The 22,300-nt window shown below is 59.1% G+C and carries 20 protein-coding genes; 13 read left to right on the top strand and 7 right to left on the bottom strand.

Features of this window, described 5'->3' with window-relative positions:
- The first annotated feature begins 11 nt into the window (after positions 1-11).
- From GRX76_RS08720 to GRX76_RS08750, 7 genes are all read left to right on the top strand, one after another.
- Positions 12-1,196 (top strand): O-succinylhomoserine sulfhydrylase, encoded by a 1,185-nt coding sequence (locus GRX76_RS08720; protein ID WP_160152960.1) that lies wholly within the window; start codon positions 12-14, stop codon positions 1,194-1,196.
- A gap of 305 nt (positions 1,197-1,501) precedes the next feature.
- Positions 1,502-2,413 carry a MoxR family ATPase gene (locus GRX76_RS08725; RefSeq protein ID WP_160152961.1) on the top strand — a complete coding sequence of 304 codons (912 nt, stop codon included), beginning with the start codon at positions 1,502-1,504 and terminating at the stop codon, positions 2,411-2,413.
- Between the two features lie 13 nt (positions 2,414-2,426).
- Entirely contained in the window at positions 2,427-3,440 is a 1,014-nt protein-coding gene (locus tag GRX76_RS08730; RefSeq protein ID WP_160152962.1) for a DUF58 domain-containing protein, read from the top strand.
- Positions 3,437-5,458 (top strand): DUF3488 and DUF4129 domain-containing transglutaminase family protein, encoded by a 2,022-nt coding sequence (locus GRX76_RS08735; protein WP_160152963.1) that lies wholly within the window; start codon positions 3,437-3,439, stop codon positions 5,456-5,458. Before GRX76_RS08730 ends, GRX76_RS08735 begins: the two co-directional genes overlap by 4 nt.
- A 194-nt stretch (positions 5,459-5,652) precedes the next feature.
- Complete coding sequence (locus GRX76_RS08740) at positions 5,653-6,912, top strand: MFS transporter (RefSeq protein ID WP_160152964.1); 1,260 nt, start codon at positions 5,653-5,655, stop codon at positions 6,910-6,912.
- A gap of 52 nt (positions 6,913-6,964) precedes the next feature.
- Complete coding sequence (locus GRX76_RS08745) at positions 6,965-8,167, top strand: MFS transporter (RefSeq protein ID WP_160152965.1); 1,203 nt, start codon at positions 6,965-6,967, stop codon at positions 8,165-8,167.
- An 11-nt stretch (positions 8,168-8,178) separates the two neighbouring features.
- The gene (locus GRX76_RS08750; RefSeq protein ID WP_160152966.1) at positions 8,179-9,183 is read left to right on the top strand and encodes an HPP family protein; all 1,005 of its coding nucleotides are present in this window, start codon (positions 8,179-8,181) and stop codon (positions 9,181-9,183) included.
- Positions 9,184-9,257: 74 nt separating this feature from the next.
- On the opposite strand, the gene GRX76_RS08755 is transcribed toward GRX76_RS08750, so the two are convergent.
- The 7 genes from GRX76_RS08755 to arsC form a co-directional block, all read right to left on the bottom strand.
- Positions 9,258-11,012 (bottom strand): alpha-amylase family glycosyl hydrolase, encoded by a 1,755-nt coding sequence (locus GRX76_RS08755; protein WP_160152967.1) that lies wholly within the window; start codon positions 11,010-11,012, stop codon positions 9,258-9,260.
- 46 nt (positions 11,013-11,058) lie between these two features.
- A complete protein-coding gene (locus tag GRX76_RS08760) occupies positions 11,059-12,282 on the bottom strand; it encodes a glycosyl transferase (RefSeq protein WP_160152968.1) in 1,224 nt (407 codons plus the stop codon).
- A 59-nt stretch (positions 12,283-12,341) separates the two neighbouring features.
- On the bottom strand, positions 12,342-13,199 hold the full coding sequence (locus GRX76_RS08765) for a mannosyl-3-phosphoglycerate phosphatase (RefSeq protein WP_160152969.1): 858 nt from the start codon (positions 13,197-13,199) through the stop codon (positions 12,342-12,344).
- 323 nt (positions 13,200-13,522) lie between these two features.
- Entirely contained in the window at positions 13,523-15,391 is a 1,869-nt protein-coding gene (gene sppA / locus GRX76_RS08770; RefSeq protein WP_160152970.1) for a signal peptide peptidase SppA, read from the bottom strand.
- 57 nt (positions 15,392-15,448) lie between these two features.
- On the bottom strand, positions 15,449-15,835 hold the full coding sequence (locus GRX76_RS08775; RefSeq protein WP_160152971.1) for a DUF2069 domain-containing protein: 387 nt from the start codon (positions 15,833-15,835) through the stop codon (positions 15,449-15,451).
- Positions 15,836-15,837: 2 nt separating this feature from the next.
- On the bottom strand, positions 15,838-16,446 hold the full coding sequence (gene wrbA, locus GRX76_RS08780; protein WP_160152972.1) for an NAD(P)H:quinone oxidoreductase: 609 nt from the start codon (positions 16,444-16,446) through the stop codon (positions 15,838-15,840).
- Positions 16,446-16,790, bottom strand: coding sequence for an arsenate reductase (glutaredoxin) (gene arsC / locus GRX76_RS08785; protein ID WP_160152973.1), 345 nt, complete (start codon positions 16,788-16,790; stop codon positions 16,446-16,448). The genes wrbA and arsC overlap by 1 nt, the downstream gene beginning before the upstream one ends.
- Before the next feature lie 183 nt (positions 16,791-16,973).
- Between arsC and GRX76_RS08790 the strand changes: the two genes are divergently transcribed.
- From GRX76_RS08790 to GRX76_RS08815, 6 genes are all read left to right on the top strand, one after another.
- Positions 16,974-18,365 carry a YihY family inner membrane protein gene (locus GRX76_RS08790; RefSeq protein ID WP_160152974.1) on the top strand — a complete coding sequence of 464 codons (1,392 nt, stop codon included), beginning with the start codon at positions 16,974-16,976 and terminating at the stop codon, positions 18,363-18,365.
- Positions 18,325-18,822, top strand: a complete 498-nt coding sequence (locus tag GRX76_RS08795; protein ID WP_160152975.1) for a TlpA disulfide reductase family protein — start codon at positions 18,325-18,327, stop codon at positions 18,820-18,822. Before GRX76_RS08790 ends, GRX76_RS08795 begins: the two co-directional genes overlap by 41 nt.
- 120 nt (positions 18,823-18,942) lie before the next feature.
- Positions 18,943-20,331, top strand: coding sequence for an L-cystine transporter (locus GRX76_RS08800; RefSeq protein ID WP_160152976.1), 1,389 nt, complete (start codon positions 18,943-18,945; stop codon positions 20,329-20,331).
- Between the two features lie 205 nt (positions 20,332-20,536).
- The gene (locus tag GRX76_RS08805; RefSeq protein ID WP_160152977.1) at positions 20,537-21,121 is read left to right on the top strand and encodes a glycine zipper 2TM domain-containing protein; all 585 of its coding nucleotides are present in this window, start codon (positions 20,537-20,539) and stop codon (positions 21,119-21,121) included.
- A 41-nt stretch (positions 21,122-21,162) separates the two neighbouring features.
- Positions 21,163-21,546, top strand: coding sequence for a PepSY domain-containing protein (locus GRX76_RS08810; RefSeq protein ID WP_160152978.1), 384 nt, complete (start codon positions 21,163-21,165; stop codon positions 21,544-21,546).
- Between the two features lie 35 nt (positions 21,547-21,581).
- A complete protein-coding gene (locus tag GRX76_RS08815; RefSeq protein ID WP_160152979.1) occupies positions 21,582-22,259 on the top strand; it encodes a response regulator transcription factor in 678 nt (225 codons plus the stop codon).
- Positions 22,260-22,300 lie beyond the last annotated feature (41 nt).

Consider the following 22,300-nt stretch of genomic DNA (forward strand, 5'->3'; position numbering starts at 1 on the left):
ACGGTTAATCCATGTTTGAAGACGACGGCTACGCACTGGAAACGCTGGCGGTACGTGCAGGCCAGAGCCGGTCGGCGGAAGGCGAGCACGCAGAGCCTATCTACACCACCTCCAGTTACGTCTTTCCCTCCGCGGCAGAAGCCGCCGCGCGTTTCTCCGGGGACTCTCCCGGCAACGTCTACTCGCGCTATACCAACCCCACCGTGCGCATGTTCGAAGAACGCATCGCCGCGATGGAAGGCGGGGAGGCCGCGGTGGCCACCTCCAGCGGCATGGCTGCCATTCTCAGCCTGTGCATGGCGCTGCTGAAAAGCGGCGACAAAGTGATTTGCTCCCGCAGCGTCTTCGGCACCACCACCGCGCTGTTTACCCGCTACATGGTCAAGTTCGGCGTCAAAGTGACCGTTGTCGAACTGACCGATTTCCAGGCGTGGAAAGATGCGCTGGATGGCGAGACCAAACTCCTGTTTATGGAAACGCCCTCCAACCCCCTGTGCGAAGTGGCCGATATCCGCGCCATGGCTGATCTCGCCCACAGTGCCGGTGCCCAGCTCGTGGTCGACAACTGCTTCTGTACTCCCGCACTGCAGCGGCCGCTGGCGCTGGGCGCCGACATCGTCGTCCACTCCGCCACCAAATTCCTCGACGGCCAGGGCCGCTGTCTGGGCGGCGTGGTAGTGGGCAAAAAGGAAGTGATGGACGAAGTTGTCATCTTCCTGCGCACCTGTGGCCCCAGCCTGAGCCCCTTCAACGCCTGGGTATTCCTCAAGGGACTGGAAACACTCAGCCTGCGCATGCGGGCCCACTGCACCAGCGCCCTGGATATCGCCTGGTGGCTCAAAGAGCAGCCACAGGTGGAAAAGGTCAACTACGTCGGCCTTCCCAGCCACCCTAACCACCAGCTGGCCGCGGCACAGCAATCCGGCTTTGGCGCCGTGTTCAGTTTTAGCGTCAAGGGCGGGCGAGAAGGCGCGTGGAAAGTCATCGACGGCTGCAACATCTTCTCCGTCACTGCCAACCTCGGCGATGCCAAAAGCACCATCGTTCACCCGGCCACCACTACCCACGGCCGCTTGAGCGAAGAAGACAAGGCCAAAGCGGGCATTACGGAAAACCTGATCCGCATCTCCGTTGGGCTTGAAAACGTCGAAGACCTGAAAGCGGATCTCGCCCGCGGCTTGTCGGCGCTCACATAAAACAGCCACAATGGCGCGGAATATGACATGATGAATGGCTCCCGGTCACCCGGGGCCTATCATTAATGGCTAGTAGTTGATTTCGAAGTGCATTGCTCGATGCGAAGGCACTGATAGGGATACTTGTTCGCAAGACCGTCTGCGTCCAGGACGGCCGCAGCCGAGCCCCCAGGGATGGGTTTACGGCGTGTCTTGCGAACAAGTATCTCTAGCAGTGCCGCCCGGAAGTTGGCTATTGGTTACCACGAACGGTTGGCAAGGTTGTCGTGTTTGTGGAAGAAAAACCGAGCAGTAATGGATTTGCCGTGCAAAAAATCATCTCCGCCATTGTCGCCGATATCGGCAAAGTGCTTCTGGGTAAAGAGCATCAGGTAAAGCTGGCACTGGCCTGCCTGCTGGCCCGGGGCCACCTGCTGATCGAAGACCTGCCCGGTATGGGCAAAACCACGCTGGCCCACGCCCTCGCACAAGTTCTCGGTCTCTCCTACAACCGGGTCCAGTTCACCAGTGACATGCTCCCCGCCGACATCCTCGGCGTCAGCATCTTCGAACGCGAAAGCGGACAATTCCGCTTCCACCAGGGGCCCGTGTTTAGCCAGCTACTGCTTGCCGACGAAATCAACCGCGCCTCCCCGAAAACCCAGAGCGCCCTGCTGGAAGCCATGGAAGAGCGCCAGGTCAGCCTCGACGGCGAAACCCGCCCGCTGCCCGTGCCCTTCTTCGTCATTGCCACCCAGAACCCACTGCAACAATCCGGTACCTTCGTACTGCCGGAATCCCAGCTCGACCGCTTCCTGATGCGTATCAGCCTCGGCTACCCCACCCGCGAAGCCGAGCGCGCTCTGTTCCAGGGCGTCGACCCCAGAGCCCAGCTGGCGCAGATCAAACCGCGCATCAACACCGAAGGCCTGAAAAAGCTGCAGTCGCTTGTCAGTCAGGTCAAAGCCTCCGACTCCCTGTTGGACTACCTCGAACGCCTGGTACTGCACAGCCGCCAGAGCCCGGAGTGCCCCGTCGGACTATCCCCCCGCGGCGCCCTCGCGTTGCTCCACGCCGCCCGCGCCTGGGCACTGATCCACAACCGGGGGCACCTGTTGCCGGAAGATTTGCAGGCGGTACTCCCCGCCGTAGCCGGGCATCGCCTGCAAAGTGACGGCACCGATGGCGCGCAACTGGTTGAGCGCATGATGCACCAGGTGGATATCATCGCCGCCTGAATTGGGTGACAGAATGTCTGTAAGCCGTGCCAGCAAGTCCCGCCGTGGATCCACTCCGTCCTGGCAGCCCCTGTTCCAAAAACGCTGGCACCGCTGGCTCGATCGCCGCCTGCCCGCGGCGCAGAGTGTGACCCTCGATCACCGCAAACTTTTTGTCATTCCCTCCCTGGCGGGCTCTGCCTTCCTGCTGGTGATTGTTCTGCTGTGGTTGCTCGGTACCAACTACGAAAACAACCTCGTCTTTGCACTCGCTTTCTTGTTGTTAGGGCTGTTTATCATTTTGCCGGTGCACACCTTTGCCAACCTATCCGGCCTGCGCCTGCAGTTACGTGAAGTACCGGCGGCTTTTGCCGGTGACTACGGGCAGGCGAAAATCGCACTGGAGCGAAGTGGCAAACGCAGTCACGAGCGCTTACACCTTAGTTGGCCACCGGAAGAGGGCATCGTCGCCGACGTCACCGACAGTGAGCCAAAAGAGGTGAGCATTGCGTTGCCGTTGGTACAGCGGGGGCGGGTACAGGCCCCCCGTATCCGTATCGAAAGCCGCTTTCCCCTCGGGTTGTTCAAATGCTGGAGTTGGGTGGACCTGGATGTCGAGTTTCTGGTGTACCCGCAGCCCAAAACCGCCGGCCCCCTGCCGTTCGGCGCCAGTGTTGGGGAAGGGGAGCAATTGAAAAGCTTCTCTGCCAGCGGCGATGATTTTGCCGGCCTCAAGAACTATCAGCCCGGCGACTCCCTGCGGCACGTGGCCTGGAAGCAGTACGCCGGCGGTCGCGATCTCTACCGCAAGGAGTACGCTTCCGGTAGTGATGCGCGTTTGTGGCTGGATTGGGACCTGCTGGCCGGGCGCGACGTGGAAACCCGTCTCAGCAATCTTTGCGCCTGGGTGCTGGAAGCCGAGCGCGCGCAGATTGCCTATGGCCTGCGCTTGCCTGGGAAAGAAATTGCGCCGGCTATGGGGCCTGCGCACAAGCAGCGTTTGCTGTCGGCGCTGGCGCTTTTCCCGGTGCAGGGGGTGAGCCAGTGAGCGCTGCGCCGAGCCAATTGCAATCGCTGTTACCGCGGGAAAGTCTGCTGTGGATATTCGCTGCGCAGTGCGCGGTGCTGCTGCCGCATATGATGCACCTGCCCCTGTGGTTGGTGGCGGCCTGGTGTGTGGCGGTTTACTGGCGGCTGGAAGTTTACCGCGGGCGCCGGGAGATTCCCGGCAAGCTGGTCAAGCTGCTGGCGGTCTCCCTCGCCGTTGCCGGATTGGCACTCACTTACCGGCGCTGGTTTGCACTGGAGCCCATGGTGGCGCTGCTGGCAGTCTCGTTTACGCTAAAAAACATCGAGCTGGTCAGTCGCCGTGATGCGCTACTGAGCCTGATGCTGGCGTACTTTCTCGCCGCTACTCTATTTGTATTCGAGCAGACGATCCCCTACGCGCTTTACGGCATTCTGTGTGTACTGGTGATTACCGCCGCACTGGCCGCGCAACAGGGCAGAGGCAGTGCCCGGCCCAAACGGGCGCTGGGGCTTTCGGCAAAACTGTTGGCGCAGGCGACGCCCATCATGCTGCTGCTGTTTGTGGTGATTCCGCGCCTGGGGCCCCTGTGGGCGGTACCCCAGAATGCCCAATCCGCGTCCACCGGTATCAGTGATTCCATGAGCCCGGGGGATTTCAGCGAGCTGTCGAAATCCGACAAACCCGCACTGCGCATTGCCTTCGATGGCCCGGTGCCGCCGCCGGAGCAGCGCTACTGGCGTGGGTTGGTGTACACCCACTTCGATGGCCGCCGCTGGAGCGAACCCGGTGACGCTACCCTGAGCTGGGGGCGCGGCCGCAGTCAGGCCCACCAACCGCCGGAGGAAGGTGAGCGCCCACTGCCGGCGGTGGGCCCGCGCTATCGCTATCAGGTGATTCAGGAGGCCAGCCATAACCCCTGGCTGTTTGCCCTTGCCCGACCCCACTCGGAAACCCCGGGGGTGCGGGAAACCGGCGACGATACCCTGGCCTATAAAATGCCCGTCGCCAGCCGCCTGGCATATCAGGTGCGATCCTGGCCGCGGGACAGCGTCGCTCAGGACACTGTACTGGCTGCGGACGAACGTCTTCGCCATCTGCAGTTGCCCGTTACCGGTAACCCGCGGGCGCGGGAGTGGGCGCGGCAGCGAGTGAGACAAGGCTTGGGCGCTGAGGAAATTTCCGCGGCCTTGTTGCAGCACTACCACCAGAGCTTCAGCTATACCCTGCGTCCACCGCCGCTTGGGCAGAATACGGTGGATGAATTCCTGTTCTCCACCCAACAGGGATTTTGTGAGCACTTTGCCAGCAGCTACGTGTTTACCATGCGCGCCGCCGGAGTTCCCGCGCGGGTAGTGGCCGGCTACCAGGGGGGTGAGTGGGTGGAGCAGCGGGAGTATCTGCTGGTGCGCCAGTACGATGCCCACGCCTGGGCAGAAATCTGGCTGCCGGAGCGCGGATGGGTCCGGGTCGATCCTACCGCAGCCGTTGCACCAGAGCGGATCCGCGATGGATTACAGAGTGCCGCCGCGGATGAATTTATGCAGGACGCCTTGCTGCCGCTGCACAGAATCGCGTTTGTCACCAAGCTGCGGCTGCAGTGGGACATGATCAATTACCGCTGGTACCAGACGGTGGTCAGCTTTGACCGGGAGCGGCAGCAGGGGATATTGCAACGCTTGCTGGGAGAGGTGTCTCCTTTGCGCATGGCTCTGTTTCTCGGGGTGCCGGCGGTGGCGGCGTTGATGATTCTGCTGTTGTGGCTGAAATTTGCGAGCCGTGGCCCCAGACTGCCGCCGGCGGGTCGACTCTATCTGCGATTTTGCCGTCGTATGGCTCGCGCTGGCCTGGCGCGCAATCCGGGGGAAACGCCGGGAGATTATGCGCGAAGGGTGGAGCGGGAATTGCCAAAGCTTGGCCCAATGGTTGGCAAGATAACCACGGCCTATGAAAAGGCGGCCTACGGCGACAGTGCCGAGGCGGAAAAACAATTGCGGCGTCTGGTTCGCACATTCTGGCCAATCCGACTCGTCCGCTAGCGGTGTCGCCCTGCCGGGAGGTCCGCCCCATTAGGGGGCAAATTGTGGGACAATGCCGCCCCGGTACTGGCACCTTTCCTGGAATAGGCCCCTTTATCGATACTCTTTCGGGATTCTATCGGTGCTCTCGTCGGTACTGTCCCGGCAAGTGGCGCTAGTCGCCGCCACGACGTTTTGTATTTCCGGATTCTGTAATGGCATTTCCCGCACTGGCGGCACGACTGCGAACATTCCTGCTCGGTTATAGTGGCACCTCCCTGGCGACAGGCCTGCAGGTGGTGTTGTTGCCGTGGATTGCGGTTTCCCTGGTGGAGTTGCCCGCACTGCAACTGGGCTGGGTACAGGCGTCGGTACTCTTGCCAAATCTCATCCTGCTGTTGTTCGGCGGCGCTCTTGCGGATCGCTTTGACTCCGCACGTGTTGCCGCCTTGTCCTGCATTGGCCTTGGACTGTGTCATTCCGCACTGGCGTTTTACCTGTTGTATCAGGTACCGAGCCTGTCACTGCTACTGGTCTACGGTATCAGCCTGGGAATTTGCATGGCCTTTCTGCAGCCGGCGCGCGATAACCTTGTGCAGCGCTGTGCACGTACACCAGAGGACGGCAGCGGGCGATTGAGCGAAAGCCGGGTGCAGCATACGGTTACCTGGATGATGCTCGCCCAGTACGGCGGCCAGGCCATCGGCATGCTGTTGGCGAGTCGCTTTGACCACTGGGGGGCGGAGCCACTATTGCTGATTCAGGTTTTCGCACTGATGCTGGCCGCGCTGTTTTTCTTTTTTATGCGGCACCTGGGACCGGCGCCGAAAGCCCCGAAACTGAAACTGCCCTCTGCGCTACTGGAAGGTTTTGCCGAGGTGAAAAAGAGCCGGGCCATCTCCGAACTGGTATTGCTGGTGGGGTTTAACGGCCTGGTGCACATCGGCGTGTTTCTGGTGGTGTTGCCACTGATGGCCGACAGCTATGACCGCGGTGCCAGCTACTACGCCACGCTGCAGATTGCATTCGTCGCCGGCACTGTGGTTGCCACTGTCGCCATGCTGCGGCGGGGGCAGGGCAATCAGCCCGGGCGCGGGGTGCTGATGTGCCTGCTATACAGTGCTGCGCTGTTGATCGCCATCAGTTTTGGTCCCACACCATTCGGGTTGATGCTGCTGTGTGCCTGTTGGGGCGCGGTGGCGGCGGCCTCTGCCGCTCTGGGTAAGTCCATCGTACAGTTGCTGGCGCCGGAGCAGGTGCGCAGCCGGATTATTTCCATCTACCAGCTTTCACTGTTTGGTTCAGCTGCCATCGGCGCCCTGGCCGCCGGTGTGATCAGCGAGTTTTCTGCACCGCTGACCACCCTTTGGTGGGCGGGGATCTTCAGCCTCGTCGCCTTTGTGCTGGCGTGGTTCAGCGGCGCCCTGCGGGAGTTGAGTGTCCGCGATGGCGATGCCGAGAATCCGCAAGCCTGAACTTCCGCATTCTTGTTCCGAAAAACGCAAGCAATTCGAGCCCTAGACCACTATGTTGCAATCCTTCCACTGGCGCCGGCCAGAAATTCTGCTGCTGTTGCTGGCCCTGGCCATGCCACTTTCTTTTGGCGTTTGGCAGGCGCTGCTGAATAACTTTGTCATCGAGCGGGCGCAATTTACCGGTGCGGAAATTGGACTGTTGCAGAGTGTGCGGGAGATTCCCGGCTTTCTCGCATTTACCGTGGTATTTGTGCTTTTTCTGGTGCGCGAGCAGCGGTTGGCATTTATCTCGCTGATTGCCACCGGGGTGGGGGTGGCGATTACCGGTTATTTCCCCACGACGGTCGGACTGCTCTGCACCACGTTGCTGATGTCCGTGGGATTCCATTATTACGAAGCCCTCAAGACCTCACTCGCCCTGCAGTGGTTGCCCAAGGAGACCTCTGCCATCTGGCTGGGGCGGATTATGGCGGTCGGCTCCCTCGCATCACTGGTGGCCTATGGGATGGTCTGGTTTACCTCACAGCAGCTACAGCTGGATTACACTTGGATTTACCTGTTGGGCGGCGGCATGACGGTGGCCATTGTGGCGACTCTGTGGCTGTTGTTCCCCAGTTTTGACCAACCTCATGTGCAGCACAAAAAAATTATCCTGCGCAAACGCTACTGGCTGTATTACGCGCTGACGTTTATGAGTGGCGCGCGGCGGCAGATCTTCGTGGTTTTCGCTGGCTTTCTGATGGTGGAAAAGTTCGGTTACAGCGTTGCGGAAGTGGCGCAGCTGTTTATCGTCAACCACCTGCTGAATCTGTACCTGGCTCCGAAAATAGGCCGCTTCATCGTGCGCTTTGGCGAGCGCCGTGCCCTGACTGTGGAATATATCGGCTTGATTCTGGTGTTTGGTGGCTACGCGCTGGTAGAGACCGCGACCGCGGCTGCCGTGCTTTACATCATTGATCACCTCTTCTTCTCCATGGCCATTGCCATCAAGACGTACTTCCAGAAAATTGTGGACGAGCGGGACATCGCCTCATCGGCCGCCGTCAGCTTTACCATCAACCACATCGCTGCGGTCGTTATTCCGGTGGCCTTTGGGCTTATGTGGCTGGTATCGCCGGCAGCGGTTTTCTGGTGTGGCGCGGTCATGGCCGCGGGCTCTCTGTTGCTAGCTCAGAATATTCCCGGTCTACCGGCAGTCGGCAATGAGGTGCGCTGGGGCAAGGTGCCGGCGGTAACACCAAAACCGGTGGTTTAGGCGGCTAGTGAATGAAGGGGAATACGTTGGTCGTGTATCGCGCGTTGCGGGCCTATCTCGGCATAGAGAAAAACAGTACCAGTCACCGGGAGAAATTGATTTCGGCCCTGGGGGCTGCGCTGGCGATTCTCGCAGTATTCTCGGCGACCCAGCAGGCACTGGCCGCGGAGCTGATCGATATCTCCACCAGCTACTTCATCATCGCCTCAATGGGCGCCAGCGCGGTATTGCTGTTTGCGGTGCCTCACGGCGCGCTGTCGCAACCCTGGGCGCTCGCCGGCGGTCACCTGATCTCGGCATTTGTCGGTGTTTTGTGTCATCAGTGGATAGGTCCGCAATTGCTGGCCGCGGGTGTTGCCGTGGGCCTTGCAGTAGCCGCCATGTATTACCTGCGCTGTATACACCCGCCGGGCGGTGCCACCGCCCTGACGGCGGTAACCGGTGGTGATGCCGTCTATCAACTGGGGTTCGACTTTTTGCTGGTCCCGATTCTTACCAATGTACTGCTGATACTGCTCGTGGCTGTTGCCTTCAACAGCCTGTTCTACTGGCGGCGCTATCCGGTTCACCTGGGGCGCCGGTCCAAGCGGTTACCGGTTGCAGAGCCTTCCGGGCGCGAAGTCGAAATTACCCAGGAAGACTTTGCGGCGGCGATCCAGCAGCAGGATTCTTTCGTGGATATTACCGCGGAGGGCTTGACCGAATTGCTGGAACTGGCCAAACAGCATGCAGAGCGAAATGTGGTGCACCCGCGGGAAATCGTCGCCGGGTGTTGCTATAGCAACGGCAAACTCGGTAAGTTGTGGAGCGTGCGGCAGGTGGTAGACGAGTCGCGCGAGCCGCCGCCGGTGCAAGACCGGATTATCTACAAAGTGCTGGCCGGTGACGGTTCCTACGATACCGGGATTTGCCTGCGGGACGACTTTCGCCAGTGGGCGCGCTTTGAAGTGATACTCAAAAATGGCCACTGGGTAAAAACCGGGGACAGTGTCGATGAGGAGCATCCGGCGGCGTAAACGCTGCTCTTCATCACGCTGTTCCTCATCTCACAATTCCTCATCATGCAGCTCCTCATCTTGGATTGCCCGGCCTACCAGCGGTTGCTGATCCACAGTGTCTGGTAGGGATCGAGGGTCACCGTAGCCAGCATATCGTCAAAGGTGGCATCACTCACCAGGTCTTTCCACTGGTCGGTGCCGATCAGGTTGATTGCATTCAGGGAAATAGTCTGCGGCTGGTCGGAGATGTTGTTCAGGCAGAAAATGCTTTGCCGGCGGTCCAGGCTCTGGCGCCAGAAAGCAAACACCTGATCTCCCAGGTGCAGGGTGAACTGGGTGGCATTGGGATGAAAGGCCGGTTGCTCCCGCCGTAGCTGGATCAGGCGCCGCAACTGGGAGAAGACCCGGTGGTGGTGGCTTTCCGGGTCCGCCAGTTTCTCGTTCAGTTCCTGCTCCTGCCACTGACGCCGGTTGATCGCACGGTTGTGGCCGTGCTCCTTCATCCGCTCGTAGTCGTTAGTGGTGCCTACCAAGCTGTGCAGGTAGAACGCCGGAATTCCCTCCAGCGCCAGCATGATGGCGTGGGCGCAGATAAAGCGCCGCAGCTGCCAGTGATCCTCCCCGGCGGTAGTACCTTTGAGGGCATCGAACAGGGAAATATTGATTTCGTAAGGCTTGTTGCTGCCGTCATCCAGCGCGCGCCAGGAAATCTGCCCACCGAAATTTTCCATGGTCTGGATCAGCGCTTCCTGCTCACTTTCATTCAGCAGTCCTTCCACCGGCCGCAGGCCGATACCATCGTGGGAGGCGATAAAGTTGAAATAAGTGGTGCCGTTCTGAGCCGGTGGCATGCTCATCAGCCAGTTTTTCAGGTGTCGGCAGTTGCCCGAGACCAGGGTGTTCACCAGCAGCGGTGGCAGGGAAAAGTTGTAAATACAGTGGGCTTCGTTGGCGTTGCCAAAATAAGAAAGGTTTTCCTGGTTGGGAATGTTGGTCTCGGTAATGATCACTGCATTGGGATCGGCGTGCTCGATCAGGGTGCGCAACAGACGGACTATTTCGTGGGTTTCCTCCAGGTTCAGGCAGTTGGTGCCCAGCCGCTTCCAGATAAATGCCACCGCATCCAGGCGGAAGATACGCACACCCATATCCAGATACAGTCGGATGATATCGACAATTTTGGCCAGCACTTTGGGGTTGGCAAAGTTCAGGTCGACCTGGTCGTGGCCAAAGGTACACCACACATGGCGGGTTCCGGTGGGGGTGCTGGTGGCCCGTAACAGGGGCGTCACCCGGGGGCGGACCACCTGGCTTAAATCCTCCTTGGGATCGGCTTCGACAAAAAAGTCACTGCCCGGGTCATCGCCTTTCTGGTAATTCTGAAACCATTCGTGCTGCGCAGAACAGTGATTGATCACCAGGTCCGCCATCAAGTGAAAATCCGTGCTGATACGGAGGATGTCACTCCAGTCTCCCAGCGGTGGATCCACCTGCTTGTAGGCGGACACGGCAAAGCCATCGTCGCTGGTATAAGGGAAGAACGGCAGTATGTGCACCGTGTTGATCAGCATCGGGAAGTGCGCCTGCAGAAAGTGGTGCAGGGTTTTCAGGGGCGGTTGGTTGTCGCTGAGGATACTGTTGCCATAGGTGATTACGGCAATGTCGGTCTGGTCCCAGAGATTTTTATGGGCAAGGGGGCTTTGGCAATCATCATCCAGCCGCATGGTGTGGATGAGAACCAGCGCAATACTCTCAATTTCTTGTTGTGGATAGATGAACGCCAGGTGGTCAATGACTTTCTGGTGCAGTACTTCCTTGATTGGCAAATGTGTATTTGGTTGACTCACAATTTCCCCCCCCGGAATTGACGGAACATTTATTTTTTGGCCGTAATCAGGCGTTGTACTCTTCGTAGTCTGCTTCTACCGCGTGTTTCAACTGTTTGAGAAAACCCGGTTCCGCACTGGTAATCCGGTTCCAGCTCGGAATAAAGGGGGTTTCCATCGGGTTCTGTAAAAAAGCCTGCCCCGCTTTCACCAGGTTGCTGGCAAAAAGTTCTACGGTCTGCTCTTCCTTGTGAATGTCAAAGTTCAGTCCATTGATGATGGCGTCATTGCGGTAGGTCTCGACAAAATCCAGTGCTACGCGGAAATAGGTGGCCTTGATACTGCGGAAGGTTTCGGACGAGAACACCGTCCCCTGGGTGGCCAACTTGCGAAAAAACGATTTGGCGATATCGATCGACATCTTCGACAGGCCGCAATGCTCATCGTCGAAGGATACATTCTGGTGTTTGTGGTCGTAGGCGTGGGCGATATCCACCTGACAAAGACGGTTGGTGGAATAGTTACGGTGCATTTCGGAGAGCACGCCAATCTCCAGTCCCCAGTCACTGGGGATGCGCAGGTCGTTGATGACATCGCGCCGGAAAGAAAACTCACCGGCCAGGGAGTAGCGGAAACTGTCCATGTACTCCAGGTAAGGGGTATGGCCGTAGATTTTTTTCAGGGTGCGGATCAGTGGGGTGACCAGCAGGCGGCATACGCGGCCGTTGATTTTGCCGTTGGCGACGCGGGAATAATAGCCTTTGCAGAATTCGTAACTGAAGTTGGGGTTGGCCACCGGGTAGAAGAGTCGGGCCAGCATCATGCGGTCGTAAGTAACGATGTCGCAATCGTGCAGGGCAATGGCTTCACCGCGGCGGGAGGCGAGAATATAGCCGAGGCAATACCACACGTTGCGCCCCTTGCCCGCGTCCTTGGGAGCCAGGCCGTCGCGCTGTAACTGCGCGTCCAGCTCGCGCAACCTTGGGCCATCGTTCCAGAGCACGCGCACATGTTGCGGCAGTATGCTGAATTGTTTGAGGGCGTCGCGGTACTGGGATTCATTCGCGCGATCAAGGCCAATCACGATTTCGGAAATATAAGGGACTTCCGCCAGAATTTTCAGGATTTTGGGAAGGGCCTCACCTTCGAGCTCGGAGTAGAGGGATGGGAGCAGCAGAGACATGGGGCGGTGTTTGGAAAAGCGGATCAGGTCCGCTTCCATATCTTCCAGGCTGCGGTTGGACAGGTTGTGCAGGGTCGTGATGTCGCCATTCTGAAAAAAGTCGGTCACGGTGTGCTTCCTTGTTTTCTGTCAATGTGAATCTTGGTTTGCCGTTTGCGAGAATCGAGTCAGTGAAAATCCGCGGTAAAGATTTCCTGTATTGCTTCTGCCCAGCCCAGGGGCCCGGTTTCCCGGGTGGTGATCAGTTTTGGGTGGTGCGGCAGGCTCGGCGGTGCGTGGGTCGGTGAGCGCACAACAATGGCAATGTCGGCCACCTTGAGCATGTCGAGGTCATTGGGGCCGTCGCCACTGGCAATGAGCCGGCAGTCGCGGTCGCTGTAGTGTTGATAGGTTTTCTTGAGCAGCCTGGTGGCCAGCCCTTTATCGGTCTGGCCGAGAATATGCAGGAAGCGTCCACCCTGCAGGGTGCTGAATCCCGAGGCATTGGCGCGGGCAATAAAGGCGAGTTTCTGTTGCTCGTCACCCCGCCATTGCAGAGGTTCGGAATAATCCCGCTGGCACGCCTTTTCGGCTTCTGTACTGCTTAAACCGGTCGCGGCAACAATTTCCTGATTCGTCGCCGCGGAGAAACTCAGGTAGGGCGCGCCATGTTGTTCACTGTCTTTGCGCAGGAATTCGAGAATGCATTGGCGCGGCGCCCCTGGTTCCAGTATCCAGTAGCCATCGTCGTCCCGGGCCATTTCCGGCTTGCGGGGGAAATAGCCTCGGGGAATAAAAATGGCGGAGCCGTTTTCGACGATAAACGGGTGGTGGTTGTGCAGTGCTTCACGCAGCTCGAGTATTTCGTGCCGGGTTTTACTGCTGTTGAGTATCACTGGAATCCCCTGGGATTCCAGCTGCTGCAAGGTGGCATCTGCGGGCTGGTGGGAATAACTGAAGTGATCCAGCAGAGTGCCGTCGAGGTCACTGGCGATGAGCCACTGGGTATCGGATTGATCGATCGCTAGGTCCGGTACATTTTTCATTATTGATTGCTTGGCCATTTTGCGGTGGCTTGGGCGCTAATCCGGGCACGTTGTCCGGGTTATTTGCATGCGTTATCTGTTGGTGCGGGAAATTCGCACTTTTGCACTTTATTGGTGCGATTTTGGCGTGTGCAGCAACACTCGAGTATTGCTTGTTGCATTCTGGCCGCGATATTCCCCGGGCTTCACTATAGCAGTGCAAGTTAAGGGCCGATTTTTGCGGTGACGTCGCAAAGAGTGTTCTGCGGGAATAAAAAAGGCGACCTGAAGAGGTCGCCTTTTGAGGGTCTGTTAGAAGATCCGTGCGTTGATTGCGCGATACGTCAGGGGGCAACGCAGCTCACACAGCGCACGTAAAGCGCGCGGGGGTCCTTAAAGCTTTTCAGCTCCTGTAGTGGCTGCAGTGCCGGCTGCAGGCTGCTGAACCAGGCGCCGAGCGGTAGGTTCTGCTCGACGCTGGCGGCGATCCGGGCGTCGACATTGTCGGCCAGGGCGCGCATCAGCTTTTCACTGGGTGACAACTCGCGCTGGATTTCCAGTACCTCGAAATTGTCCAGCTGGGCGATCTGGGCGGCATCGGCAATGGCATCCTTGAGATTACCCAGGTCGTCCACCAGCCCCAGGTCCAGCGCCGCGCGCCCGGTCCAAACCTGGCCCTGGGCAATCTTGTGGACTTCTTCCGGGGTGCTGCTGCGGGCTTCTGCTACCAAGCGCAGGAATTTGCTGTAGGTGTTTTCTACCCCCTGTTGCAGTATATCGGCGGCGGCTTCCGGCAGGGCGCGATCCAGGCGCATGGTGCCGGCCAGCTCGGTTGTGCCCACGCCATCGTTGTAGACGCCCAGGTGTTCAAGGGAATCCTCGAAAGTCGGGAAAGCGCCGAACACGCCGATAGAGCCGGTGATGGTGGAGGGGGAGGCCCAGATTTTGTCGCCACCGGCGGCAATCCAGTAGCCGCCGGAAGCGGCCACGCTACCCATGGAGATGATCACCGGGATACCGGCCTCGCGGGTGGCGAGCAGTTCCTGGCGGATGGCTTCAGAGGCAAACGCCGAGCCGCCGGGGCTATCAACACGCAATACCAGTGCCTTGATGTTCTTTTCCCGGGCCTTGGCGATCAGCTGCGAAAGTGTTGTGCTGCCAATCTGTCCAGCGGGCGCTTCGCCATCAACAATGGCTCCGGCGGCACTGATCAGGCCAATTTTATCCCGCTGCAAGCGCGGGTCGGGCAAGTTGGTCAGCTTCATATGCCGCAGGTAGTCTAGGGCGTTGATGGCGTTGTACAGGGACTTGTCGGCATCGCTGGCGCCCACCAGTTCCTGCAGTTCGGCCACGGCGGCGCGGCGGGTCAGCAGTTTGTCGACAAACTTGTTGGCCAATGCCGCTTCGGCCCAGCTGCCACCCTCTGCCCGCAGTTTTTGCGGTAATTCGGCAATATAGCTGTCCACCGCGTTGGGGGGCAGGTTGCGCAGCCCGGTAACCTGCTCGGTATATTCGGTCCATAGCTGGTGCAACCAGCGCGCATTATTTTCCCGTGAAGCCGGGGACATATCGTCGCGGGTATACGGCTCGATAAAGTCCTTGTAATCACCGACGCGGAATACGTGGAAGTTGACCTTGAGCTTTTCCAGTGCGCTTTTGTAGTAATTGCGATAACTGCCAAAGCCCGTCAGCAGCAGCGACCCCATGGGGTTCAGATACACCTTGTCGGCGTAGCTGGCGAGGAAGTACTGCCCCTGGGTGAAGTTGTCGCCGATGGCGTAGACCGGCTTGTCACTGGCCTTGAAGCGCTGTACCGCTTCACCCACTTCTTCCAGTTTGCTGAGGCTGGCGCCACCCAGGTGATCCAGCTCCATTACCAGCGCGGTGATACGGTTGTCGTCTGCGGCGCGATCGATGGCGTCTACCAGATCCTTGACCCGGGTTTCCGGCGGTGTGGCGCGGCCGCCGAGAAACACCGGGATACCGGTGGGTTGGCTCAGTTCGTCAACCAGTGCGCCGCCGGGGGCCACTTTGAGGGCGGCGCCCTGGGGCACGGTAATACGCTCTTCACCACCGAATATGACGATGCCGATAAACAGCAGCAGCAACAAAAACAGCAGGTTGGTAAACACCCGGCGCAGCCAGGTAATGGCGCCGCCGATGGCGCTAAAAAATCGGCGCACAGGGCCGCGGTGACGGGTTGCTTCGGTCAAACCTGAAACTCCTTGTGTCGGTCTGTTTCGTCTCAAACGGGTTATGTGGCGGTATCGCTACCGGGATTGCGCATTTTGCAACTGAACCTGCCAGCGGCTGGCCATCATTGCGGAAACAAACAGGATAAGGCTCAGGGCTGTCAGTACGCCATGTTGCCAGCCGCGTGTAGGCATCATTACATCGACGATACCGGCGGTTATATACAGCAATAGAATGAAACATAGCCACAGATAACTGCGCTGTTGCTGTTTCAGCATGCCGGGCAGCACCAGCAGCAGAGGAATTGTCTGCAGCAGCCACCACTTCAGGGAGCCGTCGAGAAACAGGTTCCACACGGCGAACAGTAGCAAAAGTCCACCGTAGCAGACCCAGTTCAGCTTCCTGGCAATTTCCAGCTTGCGCGCGACCTGAGCGGTGTCGATGACCTTGGGTTGTTTCGCCATATTCAGTTCTCCAACTGCTGAGCCAGTTTGCCGATTCGGGCGCCAAGGGCGCGGCACAGGCTGCTTTCATCATCGCTCAGCTGGCCGTTATTACCGCCGGCCCAGTGGGAGGCTCCGTAGGGCGTGCCGCCGGTGGTGGTGTGCATCAGGGCCGCTTCGGAATAGGGGATGCCCGCGATCACCATGCCGTGGTGCAGCAGTGGCAACATCATGGAGATCAGGGTGCTTTCCTGTCCGCCGTGTAGGCTGCCGGTGGACGTGAATACCGCGGCGGGCTTGCCGGTGAGGCTGCCGTCCAGCCACATGTCGCTGGTCTGGTCGAGAAAATAGCGCAGTGGCGCGGCCATGTTGCCAAAGCGGGTGGGACTGCCGAGCAGCAGGCCGTGGCAGTGGCGTAAATCGTCGGCGGTGCAGTAGGGCGCGCCGCTGTCCGGTACCGGGGGGACACTGGCCTGGGTGTCCGGGGAAACCGGGGGCACGGTGCGCAGGCGTGCGCAGAGCCCCGCCTGTTCCACGCCGCGGGCCAGCTCGGCGGCCATTTTCGCGGTGGCGCCGTTGCGGCTGTAGTAGAGAATCAATACGTAGGGCTCTGCTTGCGGAGAAGAGGCCATCACAGAAGCTCCAGCACGTTTTCTGGCGGGCGGCCGAGCACGGCCTGATTGCCCTTGACGACGATGGGGCGCTCAATCAGCTTGGGGTGCGCAACCATCGCCTGAACCAGTGCCTCGTCACTGAGGGCGGGGTCTTTCAGGTTCAGCTCCTTGTAGGCGTCTTCACCTTTGCGCAGCAGGTCGCGCGCGCCAATACCGAGTTTTTGCAGCAGGGATTGCAGGGTGGCGGCGTCAGGCGGTGTCTCCAGATAGAGCACGACTTGGGGCTCTACATTATTGTCCTGCAGCAGTTGCAGGGTCTGGCGGGATTTTGAGCAGCGGGGGTTATGGTAGATCGTCCACATCGAAGGGGTATCCTGTTAAGGTTTGGCGTATTCTAACAGGTGACTGTTGGCCGTCCATGAAGCTGTCTGAATCGTGAACTACGCTGGGGTATGGCGTATTTTTTAGACAGAGTGCACGGCGTAATTCACCGGGTTCTGGGGAGAATCCGGCAAACATGGCTATATAACAAACTGAGAAGACCCATGACTGAAATGGTGCACCGCTGGCGTCGCTTCTTTACTTCATTGTGGACGGTATTCAACGAAAAGAATTGCCGCCAGAATGCCGCCGCGCTGACATATATGACACTCTTCGCCATAGTACCGCTGGTAACGGTGAGCTATGCCATGCTGTCGCTGTTCCCGGATTTCGCGGGGCTGGAAAGCAAAATCCAGCAGCAGATATTTTCCCACTTCGTGCCCGAGAGCGGTCGCGAGGTGCAGGAGTACATCAATAATTTCTCGGTGCAGGCCCAGCGTTTGACCGGTGCCGGTATTGCCATACTGCTGCTGACCGCCGGCTTTATGCTGAAAAATATCGAGTCCACCTTCAATGCGATCTGGGATATTCCCAAGGGACGCAAAGGTGTCTCGAGCTTTCTTCTCTACTGGGCCATCCTGAGCCTGGGGCCGATATTGCTCGGCGCGGGCATGGCCGCCACCACTTATCTCTTCTCGCAAAAGGTCATTGCCCAGAACGACAGCCTCGGCCTGCTGCCAGTGGTGCTGCGGGTTCTGCCATTCATTTTTACCGCCATCGCCTTCACCCTGCTGTTTGTGGCGGTACCCAATTGCCGCGTGCCCCTGCGGCACGGTTTTGCCGGAGGCGTGATCACTGCCATTGCGTTTGAGGCCGCCAAGTACCTGTTCGGTGCCATCGTGTCGCGCAGCTCGGTACAGGCCATTTACGGCGCCTTTGCGTTTGTGCCGCTGTTCCTGATCTGGATCTACACCCTGTGGATGATCGTGTTGGCAGGTTGCGTGCTGGTGCGGACGTTGTCTGCCTACCACGCGGCGGCTCAGGGGCGCAATTACTCGGATCTGGTGGCGACCCTGGTATTGATGTCGAAGTTCTTTGGCAATTATCAGAAGGGGTTGCCGGTGAGCGAGCAGGATATTTCCCGCGCCGGAATACGCCCGGCGCAGTGGCGGCGCATCCGCGAAATCCTGCAGACCAACAAGGTGATTGCGCAGACCGAGCGCAATGATCACGTGCTGGTGCGGGACCTGGATTCCATTACCCTGAGGCAGATGCTGGACTGGCTGCATCCGGCGCCGGTGCCGGAAGGGGGGCACCGTGAACTGCAGGCGCGCCCCTGGTTCCGCGAAGTGGATGCGCGCTTCCGCGAGGCGCAGGACTTCTCGCACGCGCATCTTTCCCAGAGCCTCGGGGATCTATTCAGGGACTCTATGGCGAAGGAAATTCTGGAAAAGTCGGTGGACACTTCGGCTGAAGCCGAAGCCGAAGCCGGTGCGAGTGCAAAAGAATTACCTGCACCGGACAAGGGCAGCAGTGGTGCCAATAATAAATCCTCCAGTAAAGGAAGCAGCCGCAATGCCCGCGCCAAATCGTCAAGCCGTACCGCGAACTCCTGAGCGACGTTTACTCGCCTTCTTGCTGTCGTTCAGCGCACTGCTGTTTCTTGGTTGTGAAGGTTCCAGTGGCGGCCTGCGCTCCCTCGATGGTGAGCGGCTTGATACCGAAGGTAAGATACTGCTGGTGAACTACTGGGCCGAGTGGTGTGCCCCCTGTCGGGAAGAGATCCCGGAACTGAACGCTTTTTACCAGGCGCACAAAGACGATGTGCTGGTTCTGGGGATCAATTTTGATCAGTTGCCCGCGGAGCAGGTCGCAGAGCAGGCGCGAAAATTCGGTATCGCGTTTCCGCTGTTGGCCTCAGCCCCGGAAGGGCGCTGGGGGCAGACGGTGCCACAGGTGCTGCCTTCCACCTTTATCATCGATGCCAGCGGCCAGTGGCAGCGGACTCTGGTGGGCCCGCAGACATCCGCTTCTCTCGCCGATGCCGTGGCGTCAGTTGTCAAACACCCCTAGCGGGGCTGTGATCTGCTTCTAGGGGTATAACCAAACTGTCTTTAAGGGAAATGTGCGCCAACTGATAGGATGCGTGCAAATTTTTACCGGCAAAATTTGTAAATCGGGACTTAAAAACCCATGCAATTGAGTGCAGTGATTCTCCTGGCAGTCTATCTCCTTCTGATCTGGCCACTGGCGCGTTGGCACCGCAGCCGCAACTCCCTGGCGCCGGCGGTGTTCGCCGGCCTGTTGTTGGGGGTGTTACTGGGTGGCTTTATGCACCTGGCGGAAGGCTGGGGTGTGAATGTGCCCTGGGTGCTGGACTGGGTGGGATTGATTGGTGAGGGCTACGTCAACCTGCTGCACCTGCTGGTCATGCCACTGGTGCTTATCTCGATCCTCGCGGCGGTAGTAAAGGTCAGCAATACCCGCTCGCTGGGTAAGATCAGTGTTTCTGTACTGGCAGTATTGCTCGGCACCACGGCCATCGCGGCATTGATCGGCGTGCTGATCGCACACCTGTTCGGGTTGTCTGCGGAGGGGCTGGTGGAGGGCGCCCGGGAGGCCGCGCGGGTAGAAGTGCTCAATGAGCGCATAGGCCGGGTCAGCGGCCTCAGTATTCCGGAAATTCTCACCTCATTTATCCCGCGCAATATCTTTGCAGACCTCGCCGGCCAGCGCGATACCTCGGTGATTGCGGTGGTGATATTTGCCGTGTTACTGGGGTTGGCTGCGCTGGCGGTGCGCCGGGAAAATCCGGAGCAGGGTGCTGCCATTGAGCAGTTTGTCTCCGTGGCCCAGGCCTGGGTGATGAAATTGGTGCGCCTGATTATGGCGTTTACCCCCTACGGGGTAATGGCTCTGGTGACCGCACTGATTGCCAAGTCCAGCTGGGCGGATATCTTCAACCTGTTCAATTTTGTCGCCGCCTCGTTTGTGGCCATCGCGCTGATGTTTGTGGTGCACGCGTTGCTGTTGCTGGTCAATGGCATCAGCCCGCTGCATTATTTTGCCAAGGTGTGGCCGGTGCTGGTGTTTGCCTTCAGCTCGCGCTCCAGTGCCGCGACGATTCCGCTGAATGTGGAAACCCAGATTGACGAGCTGAAGAACTCCCCGGCGATTGCCAACTTCTCTGCTTCCTTCGGTGCCACCATCGGCCAGAACGGCTGCGCCGGCATTTACCCGGCGATGCTGGCGGTGATGGTGGCAGTGCCCCTGGGGATCAATGTCTTCGATCCGGTGTGGTTGACCTCCCTGATCGCAGTGATCGTGATCAGCTCCTTCGGTATCGCCGGTGTTGGCGGCGGCGCCACCTTTGCTGCGCTGGTGGTATTGCCGGCCATGGGGCTGCCGGTACAGATTGCCGCGCTGCTGATCTCGGTGGAACCGCTCATTGATATGGCGCGCACCGCGCTGAATGTGAATGGTGCCATGACCGCCGGTACCCTGACCCAGCGCTGGCTGGGCGGCAGCCGGGGGGAAGGTAGCGATACCGGTGATAATAACGAGTCTGCAGAGGCCGCCTGACGGCCCTGATTGAGCGTGACCGTATTGATTAATGCGGTCTACCTGTGTCGGGCTTCGTATCTCATACCCTGAGTCTCATAACCTGCATTTCAAAAAAAGTTCCACAGAGTTCAGGAACTATTCAGCCAGCCCTGATTAAAGTGCTCCCATCGGCCGCCATGGCCAGTAAAACATGCCGCAGGCAGGGTCTAAGGGAGCACGGAACATGGTTAACTTTCACAAACTCATCAAGCCGCTGGCCTTCGCCGGCCTTACTGCCACACTGGTAGGCGTCAGCGCCGGCACCGCTGCCGGTGAGAGCGGCTATTACGAGGGCCAGGATGGCTACGACTACGCCATGGTCACCGGCGTCACCCCTGTCTACAACGATATCCAGGTCGTTGAGCCCCGCACCCAGTGTTGGGATCAGACCGTTACTTACCAGCAACCTTCTCCTGCGGGCGCTATTATCGGCGGCCTGATCGGCGCTGCCGTGGGGCGCGATGCCGCTCGCGGTTACCGCCATGGTTGGGGGCGCCGCGGACACTACCACCGTGGCAACAAAGGTGCCGGTATGGTGGCGGGAGCCGCCGTGGGTGCAGTGGTGGGCAGCGCCATCAGCCGAGGTACGGCACCGGTGCAATACGGCACCCAGCAGCGCTGCCAGGTAGTGGAAGAAGTCAGTAGTCGTCGGGAATTGGTCGGGTATGACGTAAACTACCGCTACAACGGTCAGGAATATCTAATTCGCACTGACCGCCATCCGGGGGATAGAATCCGGGTTCGAGTCGACGTCACGCCGGTCCTTTGAGGTAGCCCGACCAGCGCTTTGGAAATATCAGGAGCAGTATTGTGAAATTCCCAGCTACCCCAAGGTTCGCAAAAGCGGCGATGGTATTGGTGATCGCCTTGGTGGCCACACTGATTGCCGGGCCTCTTTATGCGGGGCAGCAGGCCGGTGTTCTTCCACTGTCGGCACCCGAGTCGGTGTTGCGGGTAAGCCTGGGGGGCGAGCGCAGTAAGCCGCAGCTGTTTTCCAGTATTCGTACACAGAACAAAAGCATCTCCCGGGATCAGGCCGCGGCGCTGGTCAAGCGCCGCTACGGTGGCAAGATCCTGGCCATCAGTGAAGTGCAGCGCAACGGTCGCAGCATGTACCGGGTCAAGGGACTTTCCGATAAAAGCCAGGTCTATGTAGTGTTTGTGGACAAGCAGAGCGGGCAGATTTCCCGCTAAGTCCAGGCTGGAAACCGATTAGTAGAGGAAAATTTATGCGCGCATTGCTGGTAGAAGACGAGCATGTCCTGCGGGAACAGTTGGCGGTGTCCCTGCGCAAGGCGGGTTACACCGTCGATGAGGCGCCGGATGGTGAAGAGGCGTTGTATCTGGGCCGCGAATATCCCTACGATATCGCGGTCATGGACCTGGGACTTCCCAAAGTCGATGGCATTGCGGTTATTGAGACCCTGCGCAAAGAGGCGCGGCATTTCCCGATTTTGATTCTCACTGCCCGCGGCCACTGGCAGGAGCGGGTGCGCGGCCTGGAAGCGGGTGGCGATGACTACCTGACCAAACCTTTTCATACCGAGGAGCTGCTCGCGCGGCTGAATGCCCTAGTACGGCGCTCTGCCGGTTTTTCCTCCCCCACCATCAGCGCCGGCCCCATCGAGCTGGATACCAGTTCCCAGCGGGTGAATGTGTCCGGCAGCGAGCTGGAGCTTACCTCTTTTGAGTACAAGGTACTGGAATACCTGATGCTGCACCCGGACGAAGTGGTGTCCAAAACCACCTTGACCGAACACATTTACGAGCAGGACTGTGACCGCGACAGCAATGTGATCGAAGTGTTTATCGGTCGCTTGCGCAAGAAGCTGGATGCGGCGGGCGGGGTAAAACCCATTGAAACCCTGCGGGGGCGCGGTTACCGGTTTACCGCTGTTGAAGGCTGAACCCCTTGTTTTCTCGCCTTTCGCGCCGGTGGCGGGCTATA

The organism is Microbulbifer sp. ALW1 (assembly GCF_009903625.1).
In the GTDB taxonomy this organism is placed as follows: domain Bacteria; phylum Pseudomonadota; class Gammaproteobacteria; order Pseudomonadales; family Cellvibrionaceae; genus Microbulbifer.